The 25,911-nt window shown below is 42.2% G+C and carries 23 protein-coding genes; 11 read left to right on the top strand and 12 right to left on the bottom strand.

Annotated features, from left to right (window positions below; genetic code table 11):
* The first annotated feature begins 48 nt into the window (after positions 1 to 48).
* Positions 49 to 777: a monofunctional biosynthetic peptidoglycan transglycosylase gene (gene mtgA, locus A0125_RS08775; RefSeq protein ID WP_066754702.1), complete on the top strand. Its 729-nt coding sequence runs from the start codon at positions 49 to 51 to the stop codon at positions 775 to 777.
* A 79-nt stretch (positions 778 to 856) separates the two neighbouring features.
* On the opposite strand, the gene A0125_RS08770 is transcribed toward mtgA, so the two are convergent.
* From A0125_RS08770 to A0125_RS08735, 8 genes are all read right to left on the bottom strand, one after another.
* Entirely contained in the window at positions 857 to 2,185 is a 1,329-nt protein-coding gene (locus tag A0125_RS08770; protein ID WP_066754700.1) for a DUF5125 domain-containing protein, read from the bottom strand.
* Positions 2,186 to 2,193: 8 nt separating this feature from the next.
* On the bottom strand, positions 2,194 to 3,678 hold the full coding sequence (locus tag A0125_RS08765; protein WP_231863188.1) for a glycoside hydrolase family 30 protein: 1,485 nt from the start codon (positions 3,676 to 3,678) through the stop codon (positions 2,194 to 2,196).
* A gap of 19 nt (positions 3,679 to 3,697) precedes the next feature.
* On the bottom strand, positions 3,698 to 5,215 hold the full coding sequence (locus A0125_RS08760) for a RagB/SusD family nutrient uptake outer membrane protein (protein ID WP_066754695.1): 1,518 nt from the start codon (positions 5,213 to 5,215) through the stop codon (positions 3,698 to 3,700).
* 21 nt (positions 5,216 to 5,236) lie between these two features.
* Positions 5,237 to 8,209 carry a SusC/RagA family TonB-linked outer membrane protein gene (locus A0125_RS08755; RefSeq protein ID WP_066754693.1) on the bottom strand — a complete coding sequence of 991 codons (2,973 nt, stop codon included), beginning with the start codon at positions 8,207 to 8,209 and terminating at the stop codon, positions 5,237 to 5,239.
* Positions 8,210 to 8,418: 209 nt separating this feature from the next.
* Positions 8,419 to 10,053: a DUF6377 domain-containing protein gene (locus A0125_RS08750; RefSeq protein ID WP_066754691.1), complete on the bottom strand. Its 1,635-nt coding sequence runs from the start codon at positions 10,051 to 10,053 to the stop codon at positions 8,419 to 8,421.
* Positions 10,054 to 10,055: 2 nt separating this feature from the next.
* Complete coding sequence (locus A0125_RS08745; RefSeq protein WP_066754689.1) at positions 10,056 to 11,435, bottom strand: MBL fold metallo-hydrolase; 1,380 nt, start codon at positions 11,433 to 11,435, stop codon at positions 10,056 to 10,058.
* A gap of 15 nt (positions 11,436 to 11,450) precedes the next feature.
* Entirely contained in the window at positions 11,451 to 12,248 is a 798-nt protein-coding gene (locus tag A0125_RS08740; RefSeq protein WP_231863187.1) for a sulfite exporter TauE/SafE family protein, read from the bottom strand.
* Between the two features lie 92 nt (positions 12,249 to 12,340).
* Positions 12,341 to 12,751: an RNA-binding S4 domain-containing protein gene (locus A0125_RS08735; protein ID WP_066754687.1), complete on the bottom strand. Its 411-nt coding sequence runs from the start codon at positions 12,749 to 12,751 to the stop codon at positions 12,341 to 12,343.
* A 185-nt stretch (positions 12,752 to 12,936) separates the two neighbouring features.
* Here A0125_RS08735 and A0125_RS08730 point away from each other — a divergent pair, with 185 nt between their 5' ends.
* From A0125_RS08730 to A0125_RS08685, 9 genes are all read left to right on the top strand, one after another.
* Positions 12,937 to 13,755: a 2,3,4,5-tetrahydropyridine-2,6-dicarboxylate N-succinyltransferase gene (locus A0125_RS08730; protein WP_066754681.1), complete on the top strand. Its 819-nt coding sequence runs from the start codon at positions 12,937 to 12,939 to the stop codon at positions 13,753 to 13,755.
* A gap of 7 nt (positions 13,756 to 13,762) precedes the next feature.
* Positions 13,763 to 14,350: an L-threonylcarbamoyladenylate synthase gene (locus A0125_RS08725; RefSeq protein ID WP_066754680.1), complete on the top strand. Its 588-nt coding sequence runs from the start codon at positions 13,763 to 13,765 to the stop codon at positions 14,348 to 14,350.
* A 21-nt stretch (positions 14,351 to 14,371) separates the two neighbouring features.
* Complete coding sequence (locus A0125_RS08720) at positions 14,372 to 14,854, top strand: DUF4920 domain-containing protein (RefSeq protein ID WP_066754679.1); 483 nt, start codon at positions 14,372 to 14,374, stop codon at positions 14,852 to 14,854.
* A gap of 3 nt (positions 14,855 to 14,857) precedes the next feature.
* Positions 14,858 to 15,697, top strand: a complete 840-nt coding sequence (gene folP, locus A0125_RS08715; protein ID WP_066754678.1) for a dihydropteroate synthase — start codon at positions 14,858 to 14,860, stop codon at positions 15,695 to 15,697.
* A 419-nt stretch (positions 15,698 to 16,116) separates the two neighbouring features.
* Positions 16,117 to 16,683, top strand: coding sequence for a hypothetical protein (locus A0125_RS08710; protein WP_066754677.1), 567 nt, complete (start codon positions 16,117 to 16,119; stop codon positions 16,681 to 16,683).
* A 1,018-nt stretch (positions 16,684 to 17,701) separates the two neighbouring features.
* A complete protein-coding gene (locus A0125_RS16655; RefSeq protein ID WP_066754673.1) occupies positions 17,702 to 18,031 on the top strand; it encodes a PadR family transcriptional regulator in 330 nt (109 codons plus the stop codon).
* Complete coding sequence (locus tag A0125_RS08695; protein ID WP_066754669.1) at positions 18,028 to 18,615, top strand: hypothetical protein; 588 nt, start codon at positions 18,028 to 18,030, stop codon at positions 18,613 to 18,615. Before A0125_RS16655 ends, A0125_RS08695 begins: the two co-directional genes overlap by 4 nt.
* A gap of 81 nt (positions 18,616 to 18,696) precedes the next feature.
* Positions 18,697 to 21,276: a carboxypeptidase-like regulatory domain-containing protein gene (locus tag A0125_RS08690; protein WP_231863186.1), complete on the top strand. Its 2,580-nt coding sequence runs from the start codon at positions 18,697 to 18,699 to the stop codon at positions 21,274 to 21,276.
* Between the two features lie 34 nt (positions 21,277 to 21,310).
* A complete protein-coding gene (locus A0125_RS08685) occupies positions 21,311 to 22,060 on the top strand; it encodes a GLPGLI family protein (RefSeq protein ID WP_066754665.1) in 750 nt (249 codons plus the stop codon).
* 132 nt (positions 22,061 to 22,192) lie between these two features.
* Here the strand turns inward: A0125_RS08685 and A0125_RS08680 are convergent, their stop codons facing one another.
* From A0125_RS08680 to A0125_RS08670, 4 genes are all read right to left on the bottom strand, one after another.
* The gene (locus A0125_RS08680) at positions 22,193 to 22,978 is read right to left on the bottom strand and encodes a toxic anion resistance protein (RefSeq protein WP_197464837.1); all 786 of its coding nucleotides are present in this window, start codon (positions 22,976 to 22,978) and stop codon (positions 22,193 to 22,195) included.
* Positions 22,979 to 22,995: 17 nt separating this feature from the next.
* Positions 22,996 to 23,304: a toxic anion resistance protein gene (locus A0125_RS16650; RefSeq protein WP_197464836.1), complete on the bottom strand. Its 309-nt coding sequence runs from the start codon at positions 23,302 to 23,304 to the stop codon at positions 22,996 to 22,998.
* 12 nt (positions 23,305 to 23,316) lie between these two features.
* On the bottom strand, positions 23,317 to 24,099 hold the full coding sequence (locus A0125_RS08675; protein WP_156472491.1) for a hypothetical protein: 783 nt from the start codon (positions 24,097 to 24,099) through the stop codon (positions 23,317 to 23,319).
* Positions 24,100 to 24,290: 191 nt separating this feature from the next.
* Entirely contained in the window at positions 24,291 to 24,665 is a 375-nt protein-coding gene (locus A0125_RS08670) for a DUF3127 domain-containing protein (protein ID WP_066754661.1), read from the bottom strand.
* Between the two features lie 70 nt (positions 24,666 to 24,735).
* Here A0125_RS08670 and A0125_RS08665 point away from each other — a divergent pair, with 70 nt between their 5' ends.
* Complete coding sequence (locus tag A0125_RS08665; protein WP_066755688.1) at positions 24,736 to 25,893, top strand: THUMP domain-containing class I SAM-dependent RNA methyltransferase; 1,158 nt, start codon at positions 24,736 to 24,738, stop codon at positions 25,891 to 25,893.
* The last annotated feature ends 18 nt before the right edge of the window (positions 25,894 to 25,911 follow it).

Here is a 25,911-nt window from a genome sequence, read left to right as displayed (position 1 = left end):
TCTGCTTTGGTTGTAGCTTTGCATTTTTATTGGGATCATACCAGCACCATGGCGATTAAGCGGACGACAAAAAATAACAGAAAGAGAAAGGTAAAAAAGAAGCAAAATAAGATCCTTTGGTGGATCGGCCGTATTTTGCTTGGCTTGATTGCATTCAGCTTGCTTTGGGTGATTGCATTGCGATTTATTAATCCACCGATCACGTATTTGATGATCAAGCGCGGATTTGAATGGCAATCGAAGGGCAAAGGTTTTAAGGTTGACAAAACTTGGTTGCCATACGAGGATTTGTCCGACAATCTCAAGAAAGCAGCCTTGGCTGGTGAAGATGCTTTCTTCATGACGCATCACGGTTTTGATACCAAAGCCATCGAGCAAGCTCTAAAACGTAATCAATCGGGCGATGCACTGCGTGGCGGCAGTACAATCAGTCAACAAGTGGCCAAAAATGTGTTTTTATGGCCCGCGCGATCTTGGTTTCGCAAAGGTTTGGAAACCTATTTCACGGTATTGATTGAATTGTTCTGGTCGAAGAAGCGAATTTTGGAGGTGTATCTCAATGTCATTGAGATGGGACAAGGTGTGTATGGTGCAGAGGCCGCATCACATTATTACTATGGCAAATCGGGCAAAAGTTTGAGTCGCAAAGAAGCGGCACTGATCATTGCCATATTACCCAACCCACGTAAATGGGATGCACGCAGACCGTCTGCCTACGTGAACCGACGGGCGAACAGCATTGTCCGCTACCTGAATCACTACAAAATTCCGGAATAAAGAAAAAGCCAGCTGTTGCCTGATTTAAAGATCAGTCAACAGCTGGCTAGCTATCTTAGTTTGTGTTGGCTGAGTTATTTTAGCGTTTTTCTACGATAAGCACGGCAGCTTCATTACCGGCACTCACATCTACCGTCAGCACATACGTACTACCCGCTTCTAATGCCGATCCGGTTGTGATTCCTAAGTTGCCAGAATCCCTACCATTAGTTCCATCACCGATAAAAATCAATTCGCTTTCGGTCGTGATGTGTGCACCAGCAAATTCTCCACCCCAACCTTTCTGGTGGAAAAATTTGAAGTTGATGTTATCAGCCCGCATGGATTCGCCACCCACTACCGTTACGCGATAGCGCTTATTGCCGATTGGCGCCATACATAATGCTTTTTCCGTTGTCCAACCGACTTGATTAGCCAAGTTTGGTTTTCCGATGCCTTCTCCGATAATCCAGATCGCACCCGTTCCATCGGTATTTAGCTTCGCTAATTGGCCAGCTTGCATGGCTTCGATAACAAAGTATTTACGCACAAAATCAGCCGTAATACGATAAGTTCCATTGATCGCATCAAAACGATATTCGCCATTCTCCTGACGGATATAATCCGCATCGATCGACCAATCTGCTAAATCTGCAATGCCATCAATGCGCAATACTTGATCTTTCTGCAATGATAAGTCGGCCGTATACAATTCTTCTCCTGATAACAGCAAATCCACATCGTTGATGCTATAGCTCAAGAATGGTCCTGCTGCATAGTTCATCGTGTTGAAGGTGATCGGATAAACTCCATCAGAAAGGTACGAGAAGGAGATCAGGCTGTTGGTACCTTGTGTGATTTTATCACCGCTGTAGCCAAATTGCAGCACATTACCATGCTCTCCAAAAGCTGGTGCTTCGATGTAGCCTTTCAATTTCATTGGAAATTCTTTCTCCGCCATATACTGATAAAGTCCAGTTCTACTCATCTCATGCCGCGTTCCATCTTCTGCCACTAAAGTAAGGTGCGGATAATCCGGACGCTGCAGTGGCACCGCAATCTGCTCTTCGCTTGTTCCTTTGTTGATGTTTTGCAACACCAACTTGATGGTAGCGGCGCCATTCGGGATTTCGGCATAATATGGCGCAAATAGCTTGCCTTCGTAGCGTCCGTATTCTTTCGTACGGATCGTCGTTTCCGACACGATTTCGTCCCCGTAGTACAAATACGCTTTCAGCGTGGATAAAGGAATGCCACTGCCATCGCTGACGTCTACACTAAACTGTAGACTGTCTGCGAAAAAGGCATTATCATAGGTGGTATGTAGGGTCATTTCTGGACTGCCGTCCATCGCAGATTGCTCTTTCTGGCAGCTTGTGGTCGCCACGAAAGCGATCACGCATCCGATCAAAAAATGATATCTTTTCATACGAATTCTTATTTACCCCACTGATAAGAAACAACTGAATTGGCCGGCACGATGTGTGTAAAATGCTTATCACCATCACTAAATGTGACCGATGTATCTACCGAGTTGCTGTTGGCCAATACAATCGCAAAGCTATTATCCGGATTGCGGAATGCACTATGAATAATTCCATCTGGTGTTTTTCCTTTTGAACCAATGCGAACCGCACCTGATTTCACTACGGCCGATAGATGACCTACAACGAAGTAATGCGAGTTTTTCTTGATAGTACGGTAATCCGAGTCAATATCTACTGCACCATAACAAGTAAGGCAACCGCCTTCACGCGTCGGGCCGCGATCGGCATCCAACATCAAGTTCCACACGATAACACCGCGGCTCCAGTTATTGATCGTTCCTAAGCCAACTTCACGCATATCGGCGATTAATTGCGTACTCAACACATTTCCGTTGTTCCACGTACCGATCGATGTTTCAGAAAAGATCAATTCTTTATCTGGTGCTTTGGCATGAATATCCAACAACTCACTACGATCGCCACCATAGTTATGATACGCTGCTCCCGCAATGTATTGCGACGCTTCAGCATCTTCATAGATGCGGACTGGGTAACTTTGCTGATCGGCCATATTATCATAGTTGTAGTTATGATCGTAAGCATAGATCTTCGTTTGCAAGCCTGCACCGCGCAATTTAGGGCCTAAAGCTTGCTTGATGAAATCGCGCTGCTCTTCCCACTTCATCACCATCGAAGCAGAATTCAGGTGATTCAATGGCTCATTTTGTGGCGTGATGGAATGGATACGAATTCCTTGCGCTTCCATGGCTTGAATCCATTTGACGAAGTATGTTCCATAATCTTGGTAATGCGCTGGATTAAGGTGTCCGCCAGTCCAAGATGTATACGGAGCACGCTCTTGTAGATTATTGACCTTCATCCAAAGCGGCGCTGTCCATGGCGAACCCATCACTTTAATATCTGGGTTGATCGCCAAGATCTCCTTCATCACGGGGATTACATATTCCAGTTCTTCTTTTTGCAAAGCAAAATTCTCGATGCCCGGTTTGTCATTCAGCGTGTATTCGCTTAGGGAAAAATCCGAACAGCCAATCGCGATACGCACATAGCTCTGTCCCATTCCTTCGGTAGTCGAGAAGGTTTCTTTCAAGAACTTCGCACGATCTGCCGCCGACATTTTTAACAGGTTGTACGCCGAAGATCCGGTGATGGCTGCACCAAAACCATCCATGGTCTGGTAAGTTTGCTGCGGATCTAAGAATAAGGTATTAGGCGATAGATTGTCATTCGCACTAAAATTGAGGTACGTTTTCTTGAATTCCTGAATACGGTATCCAGAGGTTATGTATAAGGTCACATCGCCAGAAGTGGGCTCGAGCTCGGGCATCATTTCGGTGAATGAACTCTCCGAACCACAGGAAAGCATCAGCAGAAATCCTAAAGAAAATTGTAGCATCATATGTCGTTTTATCATGGTTATCATTATTAATGGGTTAATAGCCTGGGTTTTGGTTTAGCTTTAAATTCTGATCCAATACGCCTTGTGGAATAGGCAACAAGTAGGAATCGCTACCGAAAGAATATACCTGCGGACGGCGACCCGTATCGCGACCGTATACGCTATTCATCACTTCCTCTACCTTTTCCCAGCGTACGAGGTCAAACCAACGTTCGCCTTCAAAAGCCAATTCTAGGCGTCTTTCTTTCATCAAAGCTTGCAGCAATTGATCGCGATTGTTTCGTACCGCCGCTGGTAATACCGGCAAATCAACCCGTTGTCTTACTTGATCGATGATCGCTGCGGCTTCGGTCAGGTTTGTGGACGGCCCGAGTAACAATGCTTCTGCTTTCAGCAACAAGATATCCGCATAGCGGTATTTGATAATGCTATTAAAAGCCGAACGCGTTTTGAACATGAATGGGTAATTGTTGGATGGGTAATAGTTGCTCCAACCGGCTGCATAATACACTACCGATTCGCGAAAGCGTACTTCATCATTCTCCGCTTGGAATACGCGAATCAAATCGCGTGATGGCGTGATCCATTTTGCCCAAGAGAATTGATTATTGTAGTTGGACAAATCGCGACCCAACATCCAAGTGACCCAATTGCCGCTACCGGCAAAGAATTGTGCTTCTAAGATCGATTCGCGTGTGTTGCGCATCTTCGCATCGGTATTATTGGCATTCATGCCAAATAGGTTGCTAAAATCTTCTTCCAAACCGAAGCCATCTGCGGCAAGCTGATCCGCATATTGTACCACTTTTGCATAATCGCGCAATGGTTTTTCGGCGTACACTTTTGCTAATAATGCTCTAGCAACTGATTTGGTGAAGAGCGTTTTGTTGGCCGGGTTATTTGCAGGGGCATACGCTACGGCTTCCAGCAAATCCTTTTCAATTTGCTGATAGACTTCTTCGGTCGTATTTTGATCAGGGAAGTAATCATTGTACACATCCGTGATATTTTCGGAAGTAATATCCCGACCTTCGATCGTGACGACAGGCACATTGCCCCAAATCCGCACCATATCAAAGTACACCATGGCACGGAAGATCTGTGCTTCGGCTTTGTATTGCCTGCGTTCTGCGCTAGTAAGTGATGCATCCGTCACCGAATCGATATTTACGATCAATCGGTTGGCTCTCGCCACATCGACCATATAACGATCCCAATCTCTGCCCAATACCGAGTTGGCACCATCAATAGCATTGTTTTCAAACGGCAAAACCTCTGCGCCCGTCGTGCCGGCATACGCATTATCCGAATGACTTTCGGCAATAAGTAGTAGATCCAAATACCAATGTTCTTGTCGGTCGCGCATTTGCTGATAGATGGTTTGCAAATGACTAAGCACTGCGGCTTTGTCTCTGAACACCACTTCGTTTCCTTTTTCGTCGATTCCCTCAGTCACATCAGAATAGCTATCCAACGGATCAAGTCCTAGAGAACAGCTGCTGGTTACCAACACACATGCTAATAGGATTATCGTATATATTTTCTGTATCATCAGATTTATGTTTTATTCCAATTAAAAATCAATGTTTACACCAAGCACGTACGACTTCGTCTGTGGATACGTTCCCCAGTCAATTCCTTGTACCGCCCCACTATTTCCCCACTGGTTTACTTCCGGATCCATGCCGCTATAGTTGGTCCAAGTCAATAAGTTGGTTGCCGAGATAAAAGGCTGCAAGCGCGTGATACCCATACGTGTCAATTTATCTGCCTGAATATTGTACGAGAAGGATAGGTTTTTCAGACGTAGGAAACTGCCATTTTCGATAAAGTAGGTCGAGTTACGCATGGTATAGTTTGCCCGTGGCACATCCGTAATTTGGCCTGGCACTTGCCACCTGTCTAATACGCGCGTAGACTGGTTTTTACCATCGTACATACCTTCCATCTCCATACGAGAAGCGTTGAAGATATCATTGCCATACGATCCTTGTAAGAATACTGATAAATTGAAACCTTTGTAGCTGAAATTGTTGGTCAAGCCAAACGTAAACTTAGGATTCGGATCACCGATGAACGTACGGTCGCTCGGTGAGATTCTGCCATCGCCGTTTAGATCGCGGTAGATCATATCACCTGTTTCAGGATCAACACCATCTGAGATGTAGCCATAAAAGCTTCCAAGTGGACGCCCTGGCGTATTACGAACTACAGGTTCATTCACCACTTCGGAGGTATTTGCAGTATTGTAAATCTGCTGTAATTCCAGCTTCTCTAAGCGGTTTCTATTGAACGAGATATTAAAATCTGTCGTCCACATAAAATTCTGCACGAGATTACGGCTGCTCACATTGAATTCCATACCGCGGTTCAGCATTTCGCCTTCGTTTCTCACTAAGGAGTTCGCTACTGAAGCTCCAGCTGGCAAGGTTACATACATCAACATATCGCGGGTGTACTTGTGGTACAAGTCAAAATTCACCGTCAATCGGTTGTCGAAACCTGTAAAGTCAATACCCAAGTTGGTTTGTGTCGTAGTTTCCCAGGTCAAATCTCTGGTTCTAAGATTCGCTTGATTGATAAGCGGCAAAGCATTCTCGCGACCAGTTTCAAACCAAGGTTGGCGCTGGATATTGTACAATTGCAAGTACGCATAATCTCCTACGCCCGATTGGTTACCCGTTTGTCCCCAGCCACCGCGGATTTTTAAATCATTCAACCATGAAACGTCAGCTAGAAAATCTTCAGCTGATAATCTCCAAGCGGCCGACATGGATGGGAATACGCCCCATCGATAATCTGGATGTAGTTTGGAAGACCCATCCGCACGGATATTTCCGGTTACGATATATTTACCATCGTAATTGTAGGTAGCCCGCGCAAAGTAAGACATGATTCCCCATTGCGAAGCGCCGGTACCCGTATTGTCCCAAGCGATTCTGTTTGCTGCATTTAATGTCTGGATGTAATCATTGATGAAGTGTGAACCATTGATCCAGCTATTTTGGTATTGCGAGCTCGTCCATGAACTTCCGGCCATGGCCTCAATCTGGTGTTTGTCAAAACGTTTGTTGTAGTTCAACACATTGTCGAACGTGAGCACCGTATTCATATTACGCGAGTCCGACGCTGTACCGAATTGGTTACGCCCCCATTGCGTCGTGATTGGATCTAAGAAGGTAGTAGTCAATCCATTTCTACGATCAATCGCAAAAAGCGATTTAAACGTGAGATCCGGAGTAAATAAGATAGTAGCACTACCCGATCCCACTAAGCGGTTTTCACGGGTTTTGTTGTTACGCGTACGCTCCATATTCTCCAACGGATGGGTGATATTGCCCACACCGTAGAAGTTGTTGTAGTATTGATTTGGAAAATCTGGATTCCAGATCGGTGCATAGGTCGGCGTATTGATGACCGATAGAATCACACCGCCGCGATTAGCACCTGTACCGCTGATAATGCCATTATCGGTATTGTCCGAATAGCTTACATTGGCATTAATCTTCAACCAATCACGTACATTGTTTTCAATGTTGGCCCGGAAGTTATAGCGTTTGAAAAATGCCGTGTTCAACACACCTTTTTCGCCCAAGTAACCACCAGAAAGGTGATAACGCAACTTTTCCGTACCATCAGAGATGGAAAGCTGATAGTTTTGTGTCAAGCCATTTTTATAGGTTTCGTTGAACCAATCCGTCTGATCGGTAAGACCAGATGGCACATTGACGACACCAATCTCTTGTTGCAAATCGCGGTATTGTGCTGCATTAAGCACATCAATGCGGCTGGTGACTTGATTGATTGTCCCTAAGGCATTCAATGCAATCTTTGCTTGGCCAGCTCGACCTTGTTTGGTGGTGATTAAGATGACCCCATTCGCTGCGCGTGATCCATAGATCGCTGCCGAAGAGGCATCTTTCAACACCTGCATATCCACAATATCGGTGGGCGCTAGAAAGTTGATATTATCCACCGGTACATTGTCTACCACATATAATGGATCATTACTTCCGTTGAATGAAGTAGCTCCACGAATACGAATGGATGTTTGTCCGCCAGGCGTACCGCTGGTTTGCACGACCGATACACCGGCCGCTCTACCTTGGATCGCTTGTGCTGCAGATACGATCGGACGCTCTTCCACATCTTCTAGTGATACGGAAGAAATCGCGGTGGTTACGTCTTTACGTTTGACCGAGCCATAGCCAATCACGACGATATCTTCTAATGCCGTCTCGCCAACCGCTAGTGTGATTGTCATCATATTACCGGAAATCGGTAATTCTACCGATTGGAATCCCATGGCCGTGACAGATACGCGTGCCGAATTTCCGGGACTGGTAAAACGGAAATTACCGGTTTCATCTGTGCTGGTCGATCTTCCGCCAGGCAGCAAAGAAACGGTAGCACCTGAAATGCCAGAACCATCCGCCGCGGATACGACCCGCCCTTCCAATGCCGGACGATCCTGCGCCTGCACGGAAAGGAAGATCCATATCCCAATAAAGGAAAGAATAAGTCTTGTTACTTTGAACGATAACATAAGTATGAATTAAATGGTCTTGTAGTTTATAATATGAAAAGCTTGTGTTGCCACTTCCCTTTTCTGGTTATGACAAAGGTATCCACAAAAGGAGGCAGATATTACCCATTGCGTGAGTGCGCAACATAAAAAGTAACCAAAAGTAAATTTTAAGTGATTTATTATCAGATATTTAAAAAATTATGACTCAGCAAAAAAGTAACTCGATATTATCGCGAAGAAGTGGTATTGAGCTCATCATTACCGATATTCATGAGCAGTTTTTCAAATTGATCTTTGTCGCCGGCCACCTTATTTCTGGTCTTCACCCTATAGTTGTACACGGTACGTAGGGAGTAACGTAGGAAACCTGCAATCTTCGCATTATCGGTAATGCCGAGGCGAATCAGCGCATAGATGCGCAACTCCGAGTTGAGGTGTTCGTTGTCCTTCAACACAATCTGCTCTGGAGGCAATAGTAACTTGTTGAATTCGGCCACAAAGGTGGGATATAGATTGATGAAGATAATGTCGAAGTTGGTATACAGATCTTCCAGCTCTGCTTTGAGATAATCGCTGGATTGCAATTCTTTTTTAAGATCTCGCGTATCTTGTTGCACGACTTTTTTCAAAATCTCTTTGCGCATCACATCCATCTTGTGGATGTAGGTGGAGCAGATATCGAAAAACTGCGCAATGTAGGCTTCCTTAATATGATCGGACTCCTGCAATCGCGTGTTGGACGATAGGAGTTGGAGATTGAGCTCCCGCAATTGGTCATTGGTTTGATCCAATGCTTTTCGAACGCGCCGCAGGCGAATCATTTGTCGGTAAATGAATAGCACACCGCCCAGCAGCACGACAGAAAGTAAGCTGATGGCGATCAACAGCTGGAGCAGTTGTCGCTGTTGCTCTTTCTCTTTATCAATAAATGCGGCGTGGATAATGGGATAAAATGTGGAACTTTCGATGGTGCGGAATCGCACATTGCTGAATACCGCATCATTAATAGCGCGTTCGATATACAATCGCGCGCGATCTACATCGCCTTGCTCATAATAGCTCAACGCCAGACTTTGCATGGACGCATTATCACGGATCACATTTTTGATATCGGCAATGCCCGACATGGCAAAATAAGCTGTTTGTGCTTTCATATCGCCCGTTTCGCGGTAGATCAATCCTAGCAAATAGGTAATCAAAGCACGATCTTGGTGCGCATCATCCAAGCTATCGCATAAATGATGCAAAACTGGCTTGGCCGCGGCATAATCTTTAGCATACACCGTTTTGGTAACCCAAGCTACCTGATACGGGAGCGATTGCGGTTCCATAACAGAAAGCATGGAATCGCGGTAACGCTCGCTTTCCTGAAAATACGCGCGGTTGTTGCTGCTCAATCCATAATTACTGTAGAATGTCAGCATGGCTTGATAATAGCGTTCCGCTAAGTTTTGAGGTACGCCGCGCTGAGATAACTCGTCTAGCAGTTTTTTGGCTTCGACAAACTTTCCACCTGCGGACAACAATGTAGACATCGCAATTTGCGATTCTTGCCGTTTAAACTCGTCGTCCAATTTTTCGGCGATAGCTACATTCTGCTTTATGTACAGCGCCGCAGAATCGATCTGATATTTCCGATAGGCTTCGTATAGGCGTGTATTATAATCATACTGCTTGGATAAGTCATTGCCCGCACGAGATAAATCCTGCTGAATAGCTTGAATATGCTTCTTCTTGATGGCTTCATAATGGTCGGCACGCAGCATCACCTCATCTAAAGCCGACTGCACGGAGTCTAGGTTTTGGCTTTTTGCCTGTCCGACAAAAAGCAGTATCAGAAAAATAAACCCAAACCCTTTCATGGCTATTCCGCTGTTTTTGTCCAATCGTTCATTCCTCCAAAATACACTTTCAGGTTCGTAAATCCCTTTGCTTGCAAGAAAGAAGAAGCAATCGCTGCGCGGTCACCACTTTGGCAATGTAGCGCAATAGGACGCTCTTTTGAAATTTGTGTCAATTGTTTAGCCATCGTGCCTACAAATATATGTTGTGCCCCGTCAATATGTCCTTTTTTATATTCATCGGCATTGCGCACATCCAGCAATTGCAAGTTCGGTTCGGCATCAATCAATTGCTTCAGCTGCGCTTTATCTATTACTTCTGTCTTTGCCGTGGCCAGTGATGCTACCTCCGACGGTTCAATAAATCCTGCGACGTGATCCATACCAATGCGCATCAGTTTGCGAAGCGCGTCTTCCAATTGTTCTTCTGTGATGATTAAGACAATAGGTTGCTCATAATTCAACATCCAACCACACCAAGTAGCAAAGGAATTATTAAGCTGTATGTTCAACGTCTTCGGCACGTGAGCTGCTGCAAATTCAAGCTTATTGCGCACATCTACTATTTGCGCATCTTGCTTTTGATACGTTTCGAATTCTTCCAGAGAAAGTTTCGGTATTGCAGGCACTTCTAGTAGCAAAGGGCGTTCGCCTTTGTTGCGCATCTTCATTTCTTTGAAATAAGTCGGCGCGGCTGGTTGACCATCCAGTAATCTTGTAACGAAGTCTTCTTCACTGGATTCTTCCAAAGCCCAGTTCCGCAATTTCTCATATCCAACAGTGCTGTTCGGCACCGCGCCTAAAGCTTTTCCGCAAGAAGAACCGGCACCATGGCCAGGCCATACCTGCACAAAATCTGGCAGGTTGACGAAACGTTGTAAAGAAGCGTACATCTGGGCTGCGCCCCATTCTTTTGTTCCGGCAATTCCAGCAGCCACTTCCAATAAATCTGGCCGTCCAACATCACCCACAAATACAAAATCGCCAGTGAAGATCATCACTGGATGAGTGGTAGCAGGATGATCAATGAGCAGTAAGCTAATACTTTCTGGGGTATGACCCGGCGTATGAAGTATTTCAAACGTCAGGTTGCCCAACGTGATGACATCGCCATGTTTCAAGCCGTGATGTGGAAATTGGTATTGCCAGTCAGCTCCGCCTTCATCCGAAAGATACATGGTAGCGCCAGTAATGGCGGCCAGCTCCCGCGTTCCACTCAGGAAATCGGCATGAATATGGGTCTCTACCAATTTGGTAATTCGGAGATTATTTTGCTTCGCAATCTCCACATAGGTATCTACATCCCGCTTAGCATCGATCACGATCGCCTCGCCATTGACTTGACAACCTATTATATAACTGGCCTGCGCCAGACTCTTATCATAAACCTGCTGAAAAAACATACCAGATTCCCTTAATTATAAAACCATTTCTCTAACAAATATATAGATGCCCATGCAGAGTACAAACCATCCAAAGCCTACCTTCAACTTTTGACCATCGATTTCTTTTGCAATCCGTGCTCCGATAAAAATACCTAAGATGGATAGAAAGGAGAATAACAGTAACAGCGGCCAATTGATGGGATGATCGTCGATCTCCCAATAACCCAAAAATCCTATCAAGGAATTAAAAGCAACAATAAACAACGAAGTACCAATCGCGCGTTTCATCTCCATCCGAGCGGAAACTACTAAGGTGGGAATAATCAAAAATCCGCCTCCAGCACCGACCATTCCGGTCACCAAACCTAAGACAATGCCTTTGAAGAATACGGTCAGGTAATTGAATTGCTGATGCTGTACGAAATCTTCCTGTGGCCGATTGCGAATCATGGAAAACGATGCCAACAACATCACCAATGAAAACAAAACCATCACAAAAGTTTCTTTGGACAGCGCGCATAGCGTATCTGCAAATAATACCGGTGGAATGCTGGGCATGATGAAGGTACGCGTAGCTAAGACCATGAAGATGGAAGGAATGCCAAAATACACGACGGTTTTATAATCGACCATGCCCTCAAAGGCCTTGCGTAGTCCACCGACTAAAGCACTCGTACCCACGATAAACAGGGAATACGCCGTGGCCGTAAGCGGATCGATTCCAAGGAAATAGACTAAAATCGGTATCGTTAATATTGATCCTCCGCTACCTATAAGACCCAGCGAAACCCCAATTAAAATAGCTAAAGCATAGGCGAAAAACTCCATCATCAACGGCGAAGTTATTTCTTTTTTGCGCAATCAACTAATTAACTATCAAATATTTAAAATGATAAACTATATAGATTTGGTGGGGTAAGACCCTACTCCGACGAATCACTTTCTTTCCAATCATCTTGCAAGTCATCTATTTCCCGACGATCTTTTTTGGTCGGACGCCCCGTTCCGCGATCTCGCTTTAATATCGGCGCATGGAAAGCCGATTTGTACGCGTACGTTTCTTCTTCTGGCGTATGATCTTCGTAATGTTTCTGAGCGGTTGTGGCATCGGCGCGTCGCTCCAATAATCCGGTCACGAGGATGACCTTGCGTTCGATTCCTTTTTGGATAGAAAACGTTTCTCCTACTTTCACTACGTACGAAGGTTTCACATTCTGCCCTTTCAGCTTCACGCGCCCAGCCTTACAAGCCTCTGTCGCCAAACTTCTGGTTTTGAAAATGCGAATCGCCCACAGGTACTTATCAATACGTAATTTTTCGGATGCTTCTGCCATATGCAAACTTACTTATCCTATGATTTAAATGCAAGCAAGCCATTACCTCTTCCCAATCACAGCACAACAAGCGTAAAATGAGAGGATCGTTAACCTATTTTGACAGATCGCTTAGCACAATTTTTCGCTAAAATTTGACATCTTTGTAGTACAAGTAATAATATAGTTTTAGAATACGACAATCCATGTTAGAGAATTACAAAAAATTAGTTGAGGAGGCTTGGGAAAACAGACAGCTTCTGGAGTATAAAGAATATTTTGAAGCCATTCACACCGTGATTCAGCGTTTGGATTTGGGTGAATTGCGCGTGGCAGAACCAATTGGTACGCGTTGGCATGTGAATGACTGGATCAAGAAGGCCGTAATTTTGTACTTCCCGATTCGTGAAATGAGCGTGATCGAAAACGCTCCATTTATCTACCACGATAAAATGGCGTTGAAAACGAATTATAAAGAGTTAGGCGTGCGCGTCGTACCTGGAGCTTCGGCACGTTATGGTGCTTACTTAGCCAAAGGTGTGATCATGATGCCTTCTTACGTAAACATTGGTGCTTATGTAGATGAAGGTACGATGGTAGATACCTGGGCAACGGTTGGTTCTTGTGCTCAAATTGGCAAAAATGTACACTTATCTGGCGGTGTTGGTATTGGAGGCGTTTTAGAGCCGGTACAAGCAGCTCCTGTCGTGATTGAAGACAACGTATTTATTGGATCTCGCGCCATTGTAGTAGAAGGTATTCGCGTTGAAACGGAAGCAGTTTTAGGTGCTAATGTGGTATTGACCGCATCGACCAAAATCATTGATGTATCTGGCGATGAGCCGGTAGAATACAAAGGTTTCGTTCCTGCGCGTTCAGTGGTGATTCCAGGATCGTACACTAAGAAATTCCCAGCAGGCGAATATCAAGTACCTTGTGCTTTGATCATCGGTAAGCGTAAGGAGTCTACAGACAAGAAAACTTCGTTGAACGATGCTTTGCGCGATCACAACGTAGCGGTATAAGTAATACATGCGACAAAATAATACATATGTAGATCGGGATGATGTCTCCAAAGCATTGGAAACTTTGCAGGCTGGCGGCATCATCTTGTATCCTACAGATACCATTTGGGGAATTGGTTGTGATGCGACCAACCCAGAAGCGGTAGAAAAGGTGTTTGCGCTGAAAGGACGCGATCAAGCCAAAAGCATGATCTTGCTATTACACAATGACAACCAATTGGCGGGATATGTCAACGATATTCCAGACGTGGCGTATCAATTGATCGAGGTGACGGATCGTCCGCTCACGATCATCTATTCCTTGGCAAAGAACTTGCCCGCGAATGTAATGGCTGCCGATGGCACAGTGGGTATTCGCGTAGTAGATCATCCGTTTTGCCAACAATTATTACAGCGCTTTCGCAAACCGATCATTTCTACCTCAGCAAATCTTAGCGGTCAACCTTCTCCGCGCAATTTCATGGATATATCTCCCGAAATTACCGACGGAGCAGATTATGTGGTGCAGTTTGGTCAGCAAGATACGGAAGAGCGTGAGCCTTCCATGATTATTAAACTGGATCCTAGCGGCAAATTTGAGTTCATTCGCAAATAGTACTTTTTAACATCACGAAATATGAGAAAGTTATTCACCTTATTATTCAGCGTTGTGGCATTCGCCACGATCGGATCTGCGCAACAAGCCGATATTCTGGCTGCACAGCCAGGCGTACAGTATGGTAAAAAAGTAGAATCTAAGGGCGCGATCTCTGTAAAAGCCTTAGAAACGGCGCTGGCCAAATCCAATGATTTCAGCGGAAAAGTGCAAGGCGAAGTCGTGCAGGTGTGCAAGAAAAAAGGCTGCTTTATCACGTTGAAACGGGAAGGTAATGCTGAACCCATCATGGTTCGCTTCACAGATTACGGTTATTTTATGCCGCAGGATATCGTCGGCAAAACTGTTGTATTGGAAGGCAAAGGTAAAGTAAAAGAAACCACCGTAGCGAAGCTGCAGCACGATGCAAAAGATTTGGGCAAAAGTGACAAAGAAATCGCTGCGATCAAAAAACCAAAACGCGACATTACATTTATTGCAGATGGCGTCGTGGTGGTCAAATAAACGATGAAGCATTTCTCCACACATCTCGCTCCGAGCATTCGTATAGGCGGCCAGTTGATGAGTTTCGAACTTCCCAAAATTATGGGAATTCTTAACCTCACGAGCGATTCCTTCTACGATGGCGGACAAAATACCACCATAGCCGCTGCATTGCACCATGCGGAAAAGCTCTTAAATGACGGCGCAGACATCATCGATATTGGTGGACAATCCACGCGCCCCGGCGCAGCGCTCTCGCTCGAGGAGGAAGAGTTGAATCGCGTCGTTCCAGTGGTTTGCGCTATTCGTCAAGCATTTCCAGAAGCAATTATGTCGGTCGATACCTATCGTTCGCGCGTAGCCGAGGAAGCGATCGGCGCAGGAGCACACATCATCAACGATGTATCGGGCGGACAATTAGATGAGCGCATGTTTGCCACCGTGGCCAAACTGCAAGTGCCTTATATATTAATGCACATGCGTGGCACACCAGATACGATGCAGCAGCACACCGATTATAAGGACATCGTGAATGATGTTGCCGTGGAACTAGGAAATGCTATCACATCCCTACGCGCTTTAGGCGTGCGCGACATTATTCTTGATCCGGGATTTGGCTTCGCCAAAACATCCGCTCAGAATTACGAATTGCTATTGCGCGTGGCAGAATTACATTATCATGGATTACCCATCTTAGGCGGTATTTCTAGAAAATCGATGATCTATCGCAGATTAGGTCTTTCACCAGCGGAAGCACTCACTGGCACCATTGCACTCAATACTTTACTGCTGGAACGCGGTGTACAATTGCTCCGCGTACACGATGTGCAGGAAGCCAAACAATTGGTCGACTTGCTGTATTGACTTATTTATGCACTTGTAGATAAATCGCTCCAAAAATGTAAGCAACTAATAAACAGTGCATTCTTGTCGTTTTATTTAATTATATTTATAGGTAATTAAATAAAATTATGAAAAAACATTAAAACCTTTCTTTGGGCTAGCTGTAGCAGCTGGTTTAATTGCTTTCGGGACTATTCAGTCAGAGGCTCAAGCTAAAGTCATCAACGCGAGTGATCTTCATGTTACTATGGAAGACGATTTAATCAATATGACTGCTGCTGATTGGTATTTCGCTTTTGGTTCAGATTATGTTTTGGTAGTACATTACTAAACCACCTAAAGCAACTAAAATTTGAAGGTATTCTTGTGCGAATACTTGATTCAAAAAGCCGATATATATACATATATCGGCTTTTATTAGTGTTATAAAGGAAAAAGATATGAATAGAACAAAAATCGTTCTGCTAGCACTTATAATATTTCATTTGATATCGTCAATCAGGTTTAATATTTTAGGATTAACAGCTTTAAAATTAAACAATGAAGAAAATAAAATAAATAGCTTTGGAAAGCTATTCATAGGAGAAAATGGAAAAAAACTGGAGAAAAATCTCACAATTCTCCCCCTACAAGCAACAAACTTATACGGAGTTTATACAGGCACAAATAGGGGATATTCCTTTTTCTCACCTAATGTCTCTTCAGTAACAGCTTGTCTTTCTTTTTACAATGGGAAACAAAAGTTAGAAATCCCTATAAAGAATGTTGAAACAAAAAGCAAACTGCTAGTTATGACTTACTTCCTTTTACTTCATTTAGAGAGTGAAGAAATTAGGAACCAAATAGTATTACCAACTGCATCAAGACTGTTTACACAGCACCCTGAATTATCCAAAATAGAGGCATTTATTGAATATGAGAAGATGCCGAGTCTTAAAAATAAAAAAGAACCATCGCTATATAAAAACATAAAAGCATTCACTATTATAAATCCTACTCATGAATAAAGTATCAAACACCAAAATTTATAAAGACTTAAATGCTTTCCTATTTTGTTACACTACGAAAATACCTGTAAGTATATATTCGAAATCGATCGCACTAGTTTGCCTTTTCAACATCTACCTTATAAAGGATGACATATTTGAACTTTATAGTAAAAATGGATTAATAAGCTCTAAACTTTCGACCGGAATTACAGGCAAATATACACCTTCTATATCAGACATCACTGATCTGCTATCAGTAATAGGCATGAATAACAGTCAGTCATTATGGATAATCATGTCTGTTTACATTTTCTCCCTAGCCATGATCTTAATAAATTACAAAGTATTTACTTTTGCAATAATAGCCTACTTAGGACAGCTAATTATCAATTCATCATCTTATCTGGCAAGTCATGGAGGAGATTCGCTAACAACCTTTGTACTCTTTTTAAATGTTTTGTTTTGTACAAAGACAATTCTACAAAAAAAATATTTCGAAGTGCTTTTCTCTTTTACCCTCAGGTTAACTCAAATACACCTTTGCATTATCTACTTTTTTTCGGGTTTTGGAAAACTTTTGGGAACTGATTGGTTTAATGGTGAAGCCGTATGGACTGTATTTAACGTTTACTCACCCCAATTGCTAAAATACGTAATAAACTATAACATCTTTTTTATATTCTCAGGATTGTTAATTGTAGCTACAGAAGTGTTGTTCCCCTTGATGGTATATACAAAAAAGCCTTACAAAAGTCTCATCATACTCTTTGCTTTGATAATGCACACATTTATAGGTATTTATATGCAACTACAAACGTTTGCCCTCATAATGATTCTACTGAATTTCATAGCTTGGCTTAATTACTTTATTCCTTTAAATTATGTTAATAAACCAAAGATTACTCCAGAAATAAAATATCACTCACACTGAAATACACGCCTCCCAAATCACCAAACATTTCTTTATTAAATATTTTAAAATTATTATAGATAATAAAATACATTGTATTATAATATATTTCTTTATATTTGATTCATGGACAATGAATACGTACTAAATTGGTTCTCGCAATTTAAAAAAGGGATCGTTCCCTATCTAGTTCTTAAGCAATTGAGAGAAAATGAGAAATACGGATATGAACTTTTAAAATCCATTAACAACTCATATTCTTTGGACATCACAGACGGAACATTATACCCAATGCTCATCAGAATGTATGAGGCAAATCTTTTAGAGTTTAAATGGATCGAGCAAAATCACGGAATACCTAGAAAATATTATAAGATGACTCAGGAAGGTGAAAGGGTACTAATGACAATGGATGAATATTACAATAAATTTTCGCACTTGAACAAAAAATCATGAAGAGTATACAATTTGATGATAGCAAGGCTCTAAAGATGTATATAGCTTATCTAGAGAATGTTTCTTTGTCATTAAAAGACATTAAAAAAGACATTAGAGATGATATTATGATGCAAATAAATAATCATATTTATGAATCCTTTACAAATGATACTGGTACAGAGATAGAAAGGTTACAAAAAACACTGTCTGAGTTAGGAGATCCAGGTGCGTATCTACACGAATTTACTGAGCTCAATAAACTTGACCATGCACTTAACAAGAACAGGTTATTCGGCATCACAAAGCATTTGTATCGATTAGCAAAAAAAAGCATACTTTTTACTAGTTTTTTCGTGATTTATATCGTGATATTTTCTACATCAATCTTACTATTTGTTAAGCTCTTTTTTCCAGATAAAACAGGTTTATTTCATAACGGACATAGATTTGTATCTTTTGGCTTCACCTCTAAAACTGAAGGATTAACGGAAGTTCTCCACTTTTGGTTCTATCCACTTGTAATCTTTTTAATAGCAATATTATACTTTACATTAAGATTCATACTACTTAAAATAGCCAACAAATCTTTTAGGATAATGTAGCTAGGCAATTAAAAAAAGCTCTAAGCATCAATTAATTTCAATCCATTTCTATAAAGTGAAAACAAAAAGCACAAGGAAATAGTGAATCACTGTTATAATATATTACATTTTTTGACATTAGTACTCATTACTAATTCGGGTTTCGCTCAAAGCTACACTGAAATCCGTGGTAGTATTAAAGATCTCAAAGGTAATCCTATAGCAGGGGCTACAATTATAATTTCTAAGAACGATGATAAAATTATTCAGCATACAATAAGTAATAAAGATGGTGCTTACTTTGTAAAATTTATGACTATCGATAAAATTAAAATCACCGTCGGATCTGTTGGATTTTTAGCACAAAAGCACGCCTTAGAAATAGATAGTCATAAAAACTTCGTAAAGGATTTTGTACTATATCTAGATGTTAAAATTATGGAGGAGGTTATAGTGCAAAGATTCAATACGGAACCTGATTCTGTAGCTATTGAGATCGAAGACCTCGGATTAAACGATAACAGCACCTTGCAGGAGATTTTATCTAAGCACCCTGCTTTCTCAGTTAATGATGAAGGCGCTATTTTATACAAAGGAAAAAATATAGATAAGATAAACATCAATAACAGGCCTGCCTTCATCAACCAAAATAAAATTGCATTAGAATCTTTAGAAAAACGCATGGTAGAAGATATCAGCGTACGCAATAACTTTCAGGATCAATTTACATTGGGATTTGAAGATAAAAGAGAAACGCTCCTAAACATAAACACGCAAGAAGACATGAGAAATATAGCCCTTGGAGAAGCGGAAGGAGCGTATGGTATATCCGACAAATACGAAGCACGAGGGCGATTAATGTATTTCTCCAAACCAATCAATACCTTTTTCACACACAGTACCAATAATTTCGGAGCTCAAAACCTTGAATTGAATGAGGTCAACCAAATGTTCGATAGCAACGATGTTTATTCTGAAATTGAAAAAAGTCTGATAAACAAATTATTTGATGGTAACATCGCGCGGTCTAAAGATTTCAGATCTACTTCTACGGCGACATTTCGGCATCAAAAAGAGAATTACCGCATACATACCGTTACTTATTATTTATCAAATAATCGCAGCGCGACACAGAGTGTTAATAACATAACTCCAGAAGGCAATCTGTTACTGTCTCAGGAGAATAACAGCTTAGATAATTTTGACGCTATTTTGAATAAGAGTTATATAGATTGGAAAGCTAGAGACAACATGTTGTTGGGCTATCGTATAAATATCAACGCAATATGGCAGCAAGATGAGCGGAATAGCCTGTCCAGCTTATACAACAATGGCATCTCGGCTACTAATCTATTAAGCGCTAATGGAAATACGAACAACGTGCGGGTCTTTCAAGAAGTGTATCATTCGCAGCGGTTTGGGCAAAATGTATTGTTAGACAATAGTTTCGTATTTGAACATGTCAATACCAATGACCGGCGCGAAATTTTTCAACCCAACGAATCGCTACTTTTTAGACAGCCAGAATTCGTGACATCTGACTGGACAGCTTCTTCAAAATTACAATACAAACACCGACAGTATTTTATGCCTTGGCTGGATTACCAAACGAGATACTCCAATCAAAGTGCATCTGAAATTCAATCGGATAGAAGATACCACCGTGATATATTTTTACAGCAGGTCAATTTGGGAGCTTCTGGGCAAGAGCTAGCAAAGTATATCAATTACTACGCGGCGTTCAGTCTTAATATATATACAATTAATAACACATCGCAATTCATTAGGCCATATAGCATAACGGTGAGTTATGACAAAAGATTGTATCGCTGGTCTGCAAACGTAGAAAGAAAATATCGAGTAAATGACTTTGCTTTTGCTACAGATCGGATCGAAAACTATATGGACTTAACCTTGGGAAATAGTGCCTTGCTCGATCGTATAAATTTTCAAGATAAATACAAGATCGGCTACAACTATACCAACTTATTTACGGGAAGGTTTTGGGGATTTGTACTTAGTCATGACAATTATCAAAACAACTTAGGGCAAAATTTTTTGAGGGTAGATGATACTGGAATTCGCTATTTCGAAACACGTATAATACCACGAGTACAGTCGACTGCCGTTAGTGTTAATATAGCAAGACGCGTATTGTCTAGTAGCTATCCTCTGACGTTGTCCGGAGATCTTGGTTATCAAAGCATGCGAAACACCGCTTTTAATGCGGAACAAGAATTTGTCATGACTCAGCGCGGTCCCAAAGTGGCCGTAAAGCTCGAGTCGCTAAGTCCGGGATGGTTCAATTTTGCGATTAAGAGCAACGGGAACTTGTTCTCCGTGTCGTCATTAGATCAGGTTTTTGACGCGCAATCCTTCAAATCTTCCTTAGAATTAATCACTAGAAAAGGAAACTTTGAAGGTCGAGTTGATTTTCTGTATTGGATAGACAACCTGTATGGCAATCGGTTTGATCGCAAGAATGTCGCGATACATCTAGAATATCGCAAACAAAAATATAGCGTCGGTTTGCGGGGGAGAAACATCGACGATTTTTTACCGGTTTTTGATAACGCAGCTTTTAACAATTACGTCACCATTAATCAGGGTATTAATACAGTCGTGACTAATAACCAAGCCATCAGATATATGTTGGCATTCTTCAAATATAGATTCAATTAACCAATAATTTTTCACTTTTAATAACAGTATGATTATGAAAAAACGATCAAAAGTATTCCACAGTCTTTCAGTCTTAGGATTGTTACTAACTATCTTTTCGGCACTTTCCTTAAAAGCTCAAGAACACCGTTTTCTAATTGCCAAATACATTACAAATCCAGCTTCTACGGTAGTGGTGGATATGCTGAAAAAGCAAATTTCTGATAAAGACGAATTTAATAAAGCCATGAATCAAATAAGTAAACATAATTACTACTTTACCTTGATTTACGACACAGAAAACAACACCTCTTTGTACCGTTTAGATTCTGCCTCTACCATAAAAGGCGTAAATGCAGGAGGGAATTTTGATTTTGCAGCTAAAGACAAAGAGGGATCGATTTTTGGCAAAGAAAATTTCGTAGGTAATACACACTATTTCAATGGAAAAACGAATGAGGTAAAATGGGAAATAACAAATGAAAAGCGCAAAATTGGAAATTACGAATGCATTAAAGCCATTTCTAAAAATTTAAGAAAATGTGAGGTTTGGTTCACGGAAAAAATTCCAGTCAACTCTGGTCCAGAAATATTTGGCGGACTTCCTGGTCTTATTATCAAAGTCGAAAGCGCATTTGACCAAACCAGCTTGCAAAGTTTAAAATTTGTAAATGACTTTAAAGAGTTTGAACCAGCCTTCGAAAAAGCACAATCTGAAGCAATTAAGAATAAAAAGCTGCCATTAGATAAAATATTTGAATCTAAAAACAACACAATAACAATGCTACTTAATGCTAACAAATAAGCTTTTTGTATCCTACTGAAAAAGACAACGGAATAAAAGCACAGGAAACTAATAATTATAGTGTAAAAAACTACCAATCCATATTAAAACAAGAAAGCTCCCGAATCGGGAGCTTTCTTGTTTTAATATCGCTTAATTAATCAGCCGATCCTCATCGGACGATTTTAAGATGTGTGCTTTCAAGTCGTTTTCAGCTTGCACCAATTCGCCTTCGGCAACTTTACGTTTCTCGCGGCCCTCGCGCTGAATACGCAACACCTCATCGATCGTAGCAATAATATCCTGATTAGCTTTCTTGATCGTGTCTATATCTACGATGCCACGCTCGGTTTCGCGCGCGATCTGAATCGTCGATTCTTTGAGCATCTCACTGTTACGTCGCAATAATTCATTGGTGGCATCGGTCACCGCCTTTTGTGCTTCCAAAGCGCGCTGCGAATGCGCAATACCTAAGGTAAGCACCATTTGGTTCTTCCACAATGGCAAGGTATTGACCAAACTAGACTGAATTTTTTCCATCAAAGCGCTACTGTTGCTCTGAATCATGCGGATCTGCGGTGCATTTTGCAACACGACCATACGTGTTAATTTCAGGTCGTGCACTTTGCGTTCGAAGCGCACAATATGCTGCTCCATATCTTTATATTCTTGGATCTTGTGCTGATCATTGCTGCTTTCCGCTTCTTGGCGCAATTTCGGCAAGATCACCTCATGCGCTTCTTGCAACTTCTCCGTTCCGGCCTGAATATGCAAAGAAAGATCTTTGAAATATTGCTGATTTTGGGTGAATAGTTTATCGAAGATCACTACATCTTTGGCTACATTCTTATAATGCCCTTCCAATTTCAGTTCGATCTGGTGAATATTCTTCTCCACCGATGCATATTCCGTCTTGATCCGGCTGATGCGTTTCTTCAAATTGTCAAAAAAAGGAATCAACGGTTTTTGCGGGTATTCTCATCAAATGATCGAATATCCGACCGCAGGTTAATCAATATATCTTCTGCACCACCCATATCTTTGGTACGCACCTGCTTTAGTATTTCGCTGGAGAAATTACCCACTTGCGACTGACTGCCGACACCATACTGGATGATATCCATCGTGGATGTCAGGTTAATTTTATCCTTATACTGTGCTATTTTGGTGCGTTCTTCGTCCGAAAAGTTCACCGACATATCCATCGACGTGTCTTTCGGCTTTTCGCTATCACCGCCGTACTGTGCTAAATCCAATTCTGCCATAATTATACTTTTTTAATCTTTTAATAGATTTCTGCTTTTCAATGTTTGTAGATACACATCCGTCTCGGCGGATATTTCCAGCATGCCCATTCGGAACTGCTCGGTTACCTCCTGTTCGATCGCTATTGCAGCTTGCCGCACCACATGTACCAGCTTTTCTTTCGATTTATCCGTTACTGCGTTGCGCAGGTTCGAGTTTTCCAATTCATCGTATTGGATCAATACATTGACCACGGTCGAGTGCCGTACGAGAAATTTTTCCGCTTCGCGCATGTCTTTCTTTTCCATCAGATGAAACAGACGAATGATCTTGTCAATATCCTGATGCAGCACGCGATTATTGATCTGCTTGCGCCAATACAATAGTCGTTCGATGAACAACTGCGGTGTATCGAGCACCGGAGCTTTCAACTCGCGTTGCTTTTGCCCGTTCGGGCTACTGATCCATTTTAGTGGGCGCACTTCACTCAGCTCCAATCGCTGTAGAAAAGGTTTTGCCTGATTGAGCAACATCCCATTTCCCACAATATAAGAAACAGAAGATCCCGCGATGGTGAGCAACATGCCTCGGCTAAACGAACCGAAAAAGTAAATGAAAGAACCAAAGAGCGCCACTTCAACGGCCAGAAGCACCCAAGCCATCGCATACCAAACGCGTACTTTGCTCTTCGACGCTTGGCTCATCATCACAAACGGATGGATGTGTAAGAACGGTACAAACATCAGGATAGATAGGAAAGTCAACGTAAGTTGCCTTAGCTCCCATACCCTACTTTTTTTTGTCGCCCATCCCATAGTATTTGCTATTATTTTTATATAAATATACTGGGTAAATATCCAAGTCTAAAATTTATGTTGATGCAAGATACGTCCTGTTGGTGATTTTCAAGAAGCCGAATCGGTCACGCGGTAGAAAAGATCGGTGAAGCACCCAAAAAAAAAGGCGAATATCGTGGGATATTCGCCTTTTTATCAATTTGCCTTCCTTAGAATGGCAAATCATCGTCGTCCGAGCCGGAAGAAGAAATGTCTACTGGAGGCATATCACCAACATTGTGCTGAGGCGCAGCGGCTGCTGTTCCTGCCAATTTGGTTACGCGCCATGCGACCAAGGAGTTAAAGTAGGTTGTTACGCCTTCTTTATTTGTCCAAGGACGTCCACGTAGATTAAATGATACCTCAATATCCTCTCCCACTGTCAGGTTATCAAAGATGTTTACCCGATCTTGTGTTGCCTCAAAACGTATGTATTCCACAAACTGTGGATTTTCCGCATGTGCAACGATCAAATCTCTCTTCTTAAACGACTCCGTTACTTGCTGAATGCCACCAATTTCGTGAACTTTTCCTCTTATTTCCATAGTCAAAATTATTAAACCCTAAAATTACACATTTTTTACGTCTTAGAATCCCTAACTTTGCACAAATATGATGGAAGTTTTCAACACACCGGCTAAGATAATAATCACTTGTAATCGTCGTTTATCGCCCTATTTACAAGAAGAAGTAGAAGAATTGGGCTTTAAAGTAGTACGTCCTTTCAACACCGGCGTGGAGATCAAAGCCTCTATCAATGAGTGCATTAAACTCAACCTCAACCTACGCGCTGCCAGCCAAGTGCTGTACCAATTACGCTCTTTCAAAGCTAGCGATCCGAAGGAATTGTACGACGAATTGGTGAAGATTGCCTGGGAAGAAATCCTGCCTTTTGATGGCTACTTTACCGTCACTTCGCACGTGCATAATGAGACCGTTACGACGCCATTATTTGCCAATGTAAAAGTAAAAGACGCGATCGTAGATCGTATCAAGGATAAGAAAGGCATGCGCCCTAATTCTGGGCCGGGCTTGGACAAAGCCGTGATCCACCTACACTGGATGGAAGAGCGTGCAGAAATATTTATTGATACTTCCGGTGAAACATTAGCGAAACACGCTTACCGTAAAATCCCTGGAAAAGCGCCGATGTTGGAAGCCTTGGCTTATTCGACCATCGCGGCCAGCAAATGGGATGGAAAATCGCCTTTCATCAATCCAATGTGCGGATCAGGTACTTTGGCCATCGAAGCGGCGTTAATTGCGCAAAATCGCAGACCGGGATTATTGCGCATGAACTATGCCTTTATGCACCTGATTGGTTATAATGAAGAAGTATTTTTTCAGGAACGCCGCATACTGAAAGAACAATCGGACAAAGCGATCATGCCGGTGATTGTGGCTTCTGATATCTCTGCCGAAGCGGTGGAAGTATCGCGCCAAAATGCGCGCACAGCTGGTGTGGAGCACTTGATTCAGTTTGAGACGGGAGATTTTGAAAAAACCACCGTCCCAGAAGAAAAAGGCGTCATCATGTTCAACCCTGAATACGGCGAACGTTTGGGAACGCATTTCAAACTGGAAGCAACTTACAAACGCATTGGCGATTTCTTAAAACAATCCTGCAAAGGATACCGCGGTTATATTTTCACCGGAAATCCCGATCTAGCCAAAAAAATTGGCCTGAAAGCTTCCCGTAGATTTGAATTCTTCAACGGAAAGTTGGATTGCCGCTTGTTGCAGTACGAATTGTACGAAGGTTCTAAAGATTAATTCGCAACTCACCGTTAT

The sequence above is a fragment of the Sphingobacterium populi genome (assembly GCF_001586775.1).
Lineage (GTDB): Bacteria > Bacteroidota > Bacteroidia > Sphingobacteriales > Sphingobacteriaceae > Sphingobacterium > Sphingobacterium populi.
Note: the sequence above shows the minus strand (reverse complement) of the source record. Positions and strands in the feature narration are given on the sequence as shown.

What these genes read in the sequence shown, in the direction of transcription:
- mtgA (WP_066754702.1), top strand. Translation starts at nt 49, where the DNA reads ATGGCGATTAAGCGGACGACAAAAAATAACAGAAAGAGAAAGGTAAAA.
- A0125_RS08770 (WP_066754700.1), bottom strand. Translation starts at nt 2,185, where the DNA reads ATGAAAAGATATCATTTTTTGATCGGATGCGTGATCGCTTTCGTGGCG.
- A0125_RS08765 (WP_231863188.1), bottom strand. Translation starts at nt 3,678, where the DNA reads ATGATAAAACGACATATGATGCTACAATTTTCTTTAGGATTTCTGCTG.
- A0125_RS08760 (WP_066754695.1), bottom strand. Translation starts at nt 5,215, where the DNA reads ATGATACAGAAAATATATACGATAATCCTATTAGCATGTGTGTTGGTA.
- A0125_RS08755 (WP_066754693.1), bottom strand. Translation starts at nt 8,209, where the DNA reads ATGTTATCGTTCAAAGTAACAAGACTTATTCTTTCCTTTATTGGGATA.
- A0125_RS08750 (WP_066754691.1), bottom strand. Translation starts at nt 10,053, where the DNA reads ATGAAAGGGTTTGGGTTTATTTTTCTGATACTGCTTTTTGTCGGACAG.
- A0125_RS08745 (WP_066754689.1), bottom strand. Translation starts at nt 11,435, where the DNA reads ATGTTTTTTCAGCAGGTTTATGATAAGAGTCTGGCGCAGGCCAGTTAT.
- A0125_RS08740 (WP_231863187.1), bottom strand. Translation starts at nt 12,248, where the DNA reads ATGATGGAGTTTTTCGCCTATGCTTTAGCTATTTTAATTGGGGTTTCG.
- A0125_RS08735 (WP_066754687.1), bottom strand. Translation starts at nt 12,751, where the DNA reads ATGGCAGAAGCATCCGAAAAATTACGTATTGATAAGTACCTGTGGGCG.
- A0125_RS08730 (WP_066754681.1), top strand. Translation starts at nt 12,937, where the DNA reads ATGTTAGAGAATTACAAAAAATTAGTTGAGGAGGCTTGGGAAAACAGA.
- A0125_RS08725 (WP_066754680.1), top strand. Translation starts at nt 13,763, where the DNA reads ATGCGACAAAATAATACATATGTAGATCGGGATGATGTCTCCAAAGCA.
- A0125_RS08720 (WP_066754679.1), top strand. Translation starts at nt 14,372, where the DNA reads ATGAGAAAGTTATTCACCTTATTATTCAGCGTTGTGGCATTCGCCACG.
- folP (WP_066754678.1), top strand. Translation starts at nt 14,858, where the DNA reads ATGAAGCATTTCTCCACACATCTCGCTCCGAGCATTCGTATAGGCGGC.
- A0125_RS08710 (WP_066754677.1), top strand. Translation starts at nt 16,117, where the DNA reads ATGAATAGAACAAAAATCGTTCTGCTAGCACTTATAATATTTCATTTG.
- A0125_RS16655 (WP_066754673.1), top strand. Translation starts at nt 17,702, where the DNA reads ATGGACAATGAATACGTACTAAATTGGTTCTCGCAATTTAAAAAAGGG.
- A0125_RS08695 (WP_066754669.1), top strand. Translation starts at nt 18,028, where the DNA reads ATGAAGAGTATACAATTTGATGATAGCAAGGCTCTAAAGATGTATATA.
- A0125_RS08685 (WP_066754665.1), top strand. Translation starts at nt 21,311, where the DNA reads ATGAAAAAACGATCAAAAGTATTCCACAGTCTTTCAGTCTTAGGATTG.
- A0125_RS16650 (WP_197464836.1), bottom strand. Translation starts at nt 23,304, where the DNA reads ATGGCAGAATTGGATTTAGCACAGTACGGCGGTGATAGCGAAAAGCCG.
- A0125_RS08675 (WP_156472491.1), bottom strand. Translation starts at nt 24,099, where the DNA reads ATGGGATGGGCGACAAAAAAAAGTAGGGTATGGGAGCTAAGGCAACTT.
- A0125_RS08670 (WP_066754661.1), bottom strand. Translation starts at nt 24,665, where the DNA reads ATGGAAATAAGAGGAAAAGTTCACGAAATTGGTGGCATTCAGCAAGTA.
- A0125_RS08665 (WP_066755688.1), top strand. Translation starts at nt 24,736, where the DNA reads ATGGAAGTTTTCAACACACCGGCTAAGATAATAATCACTTGTAATCGT.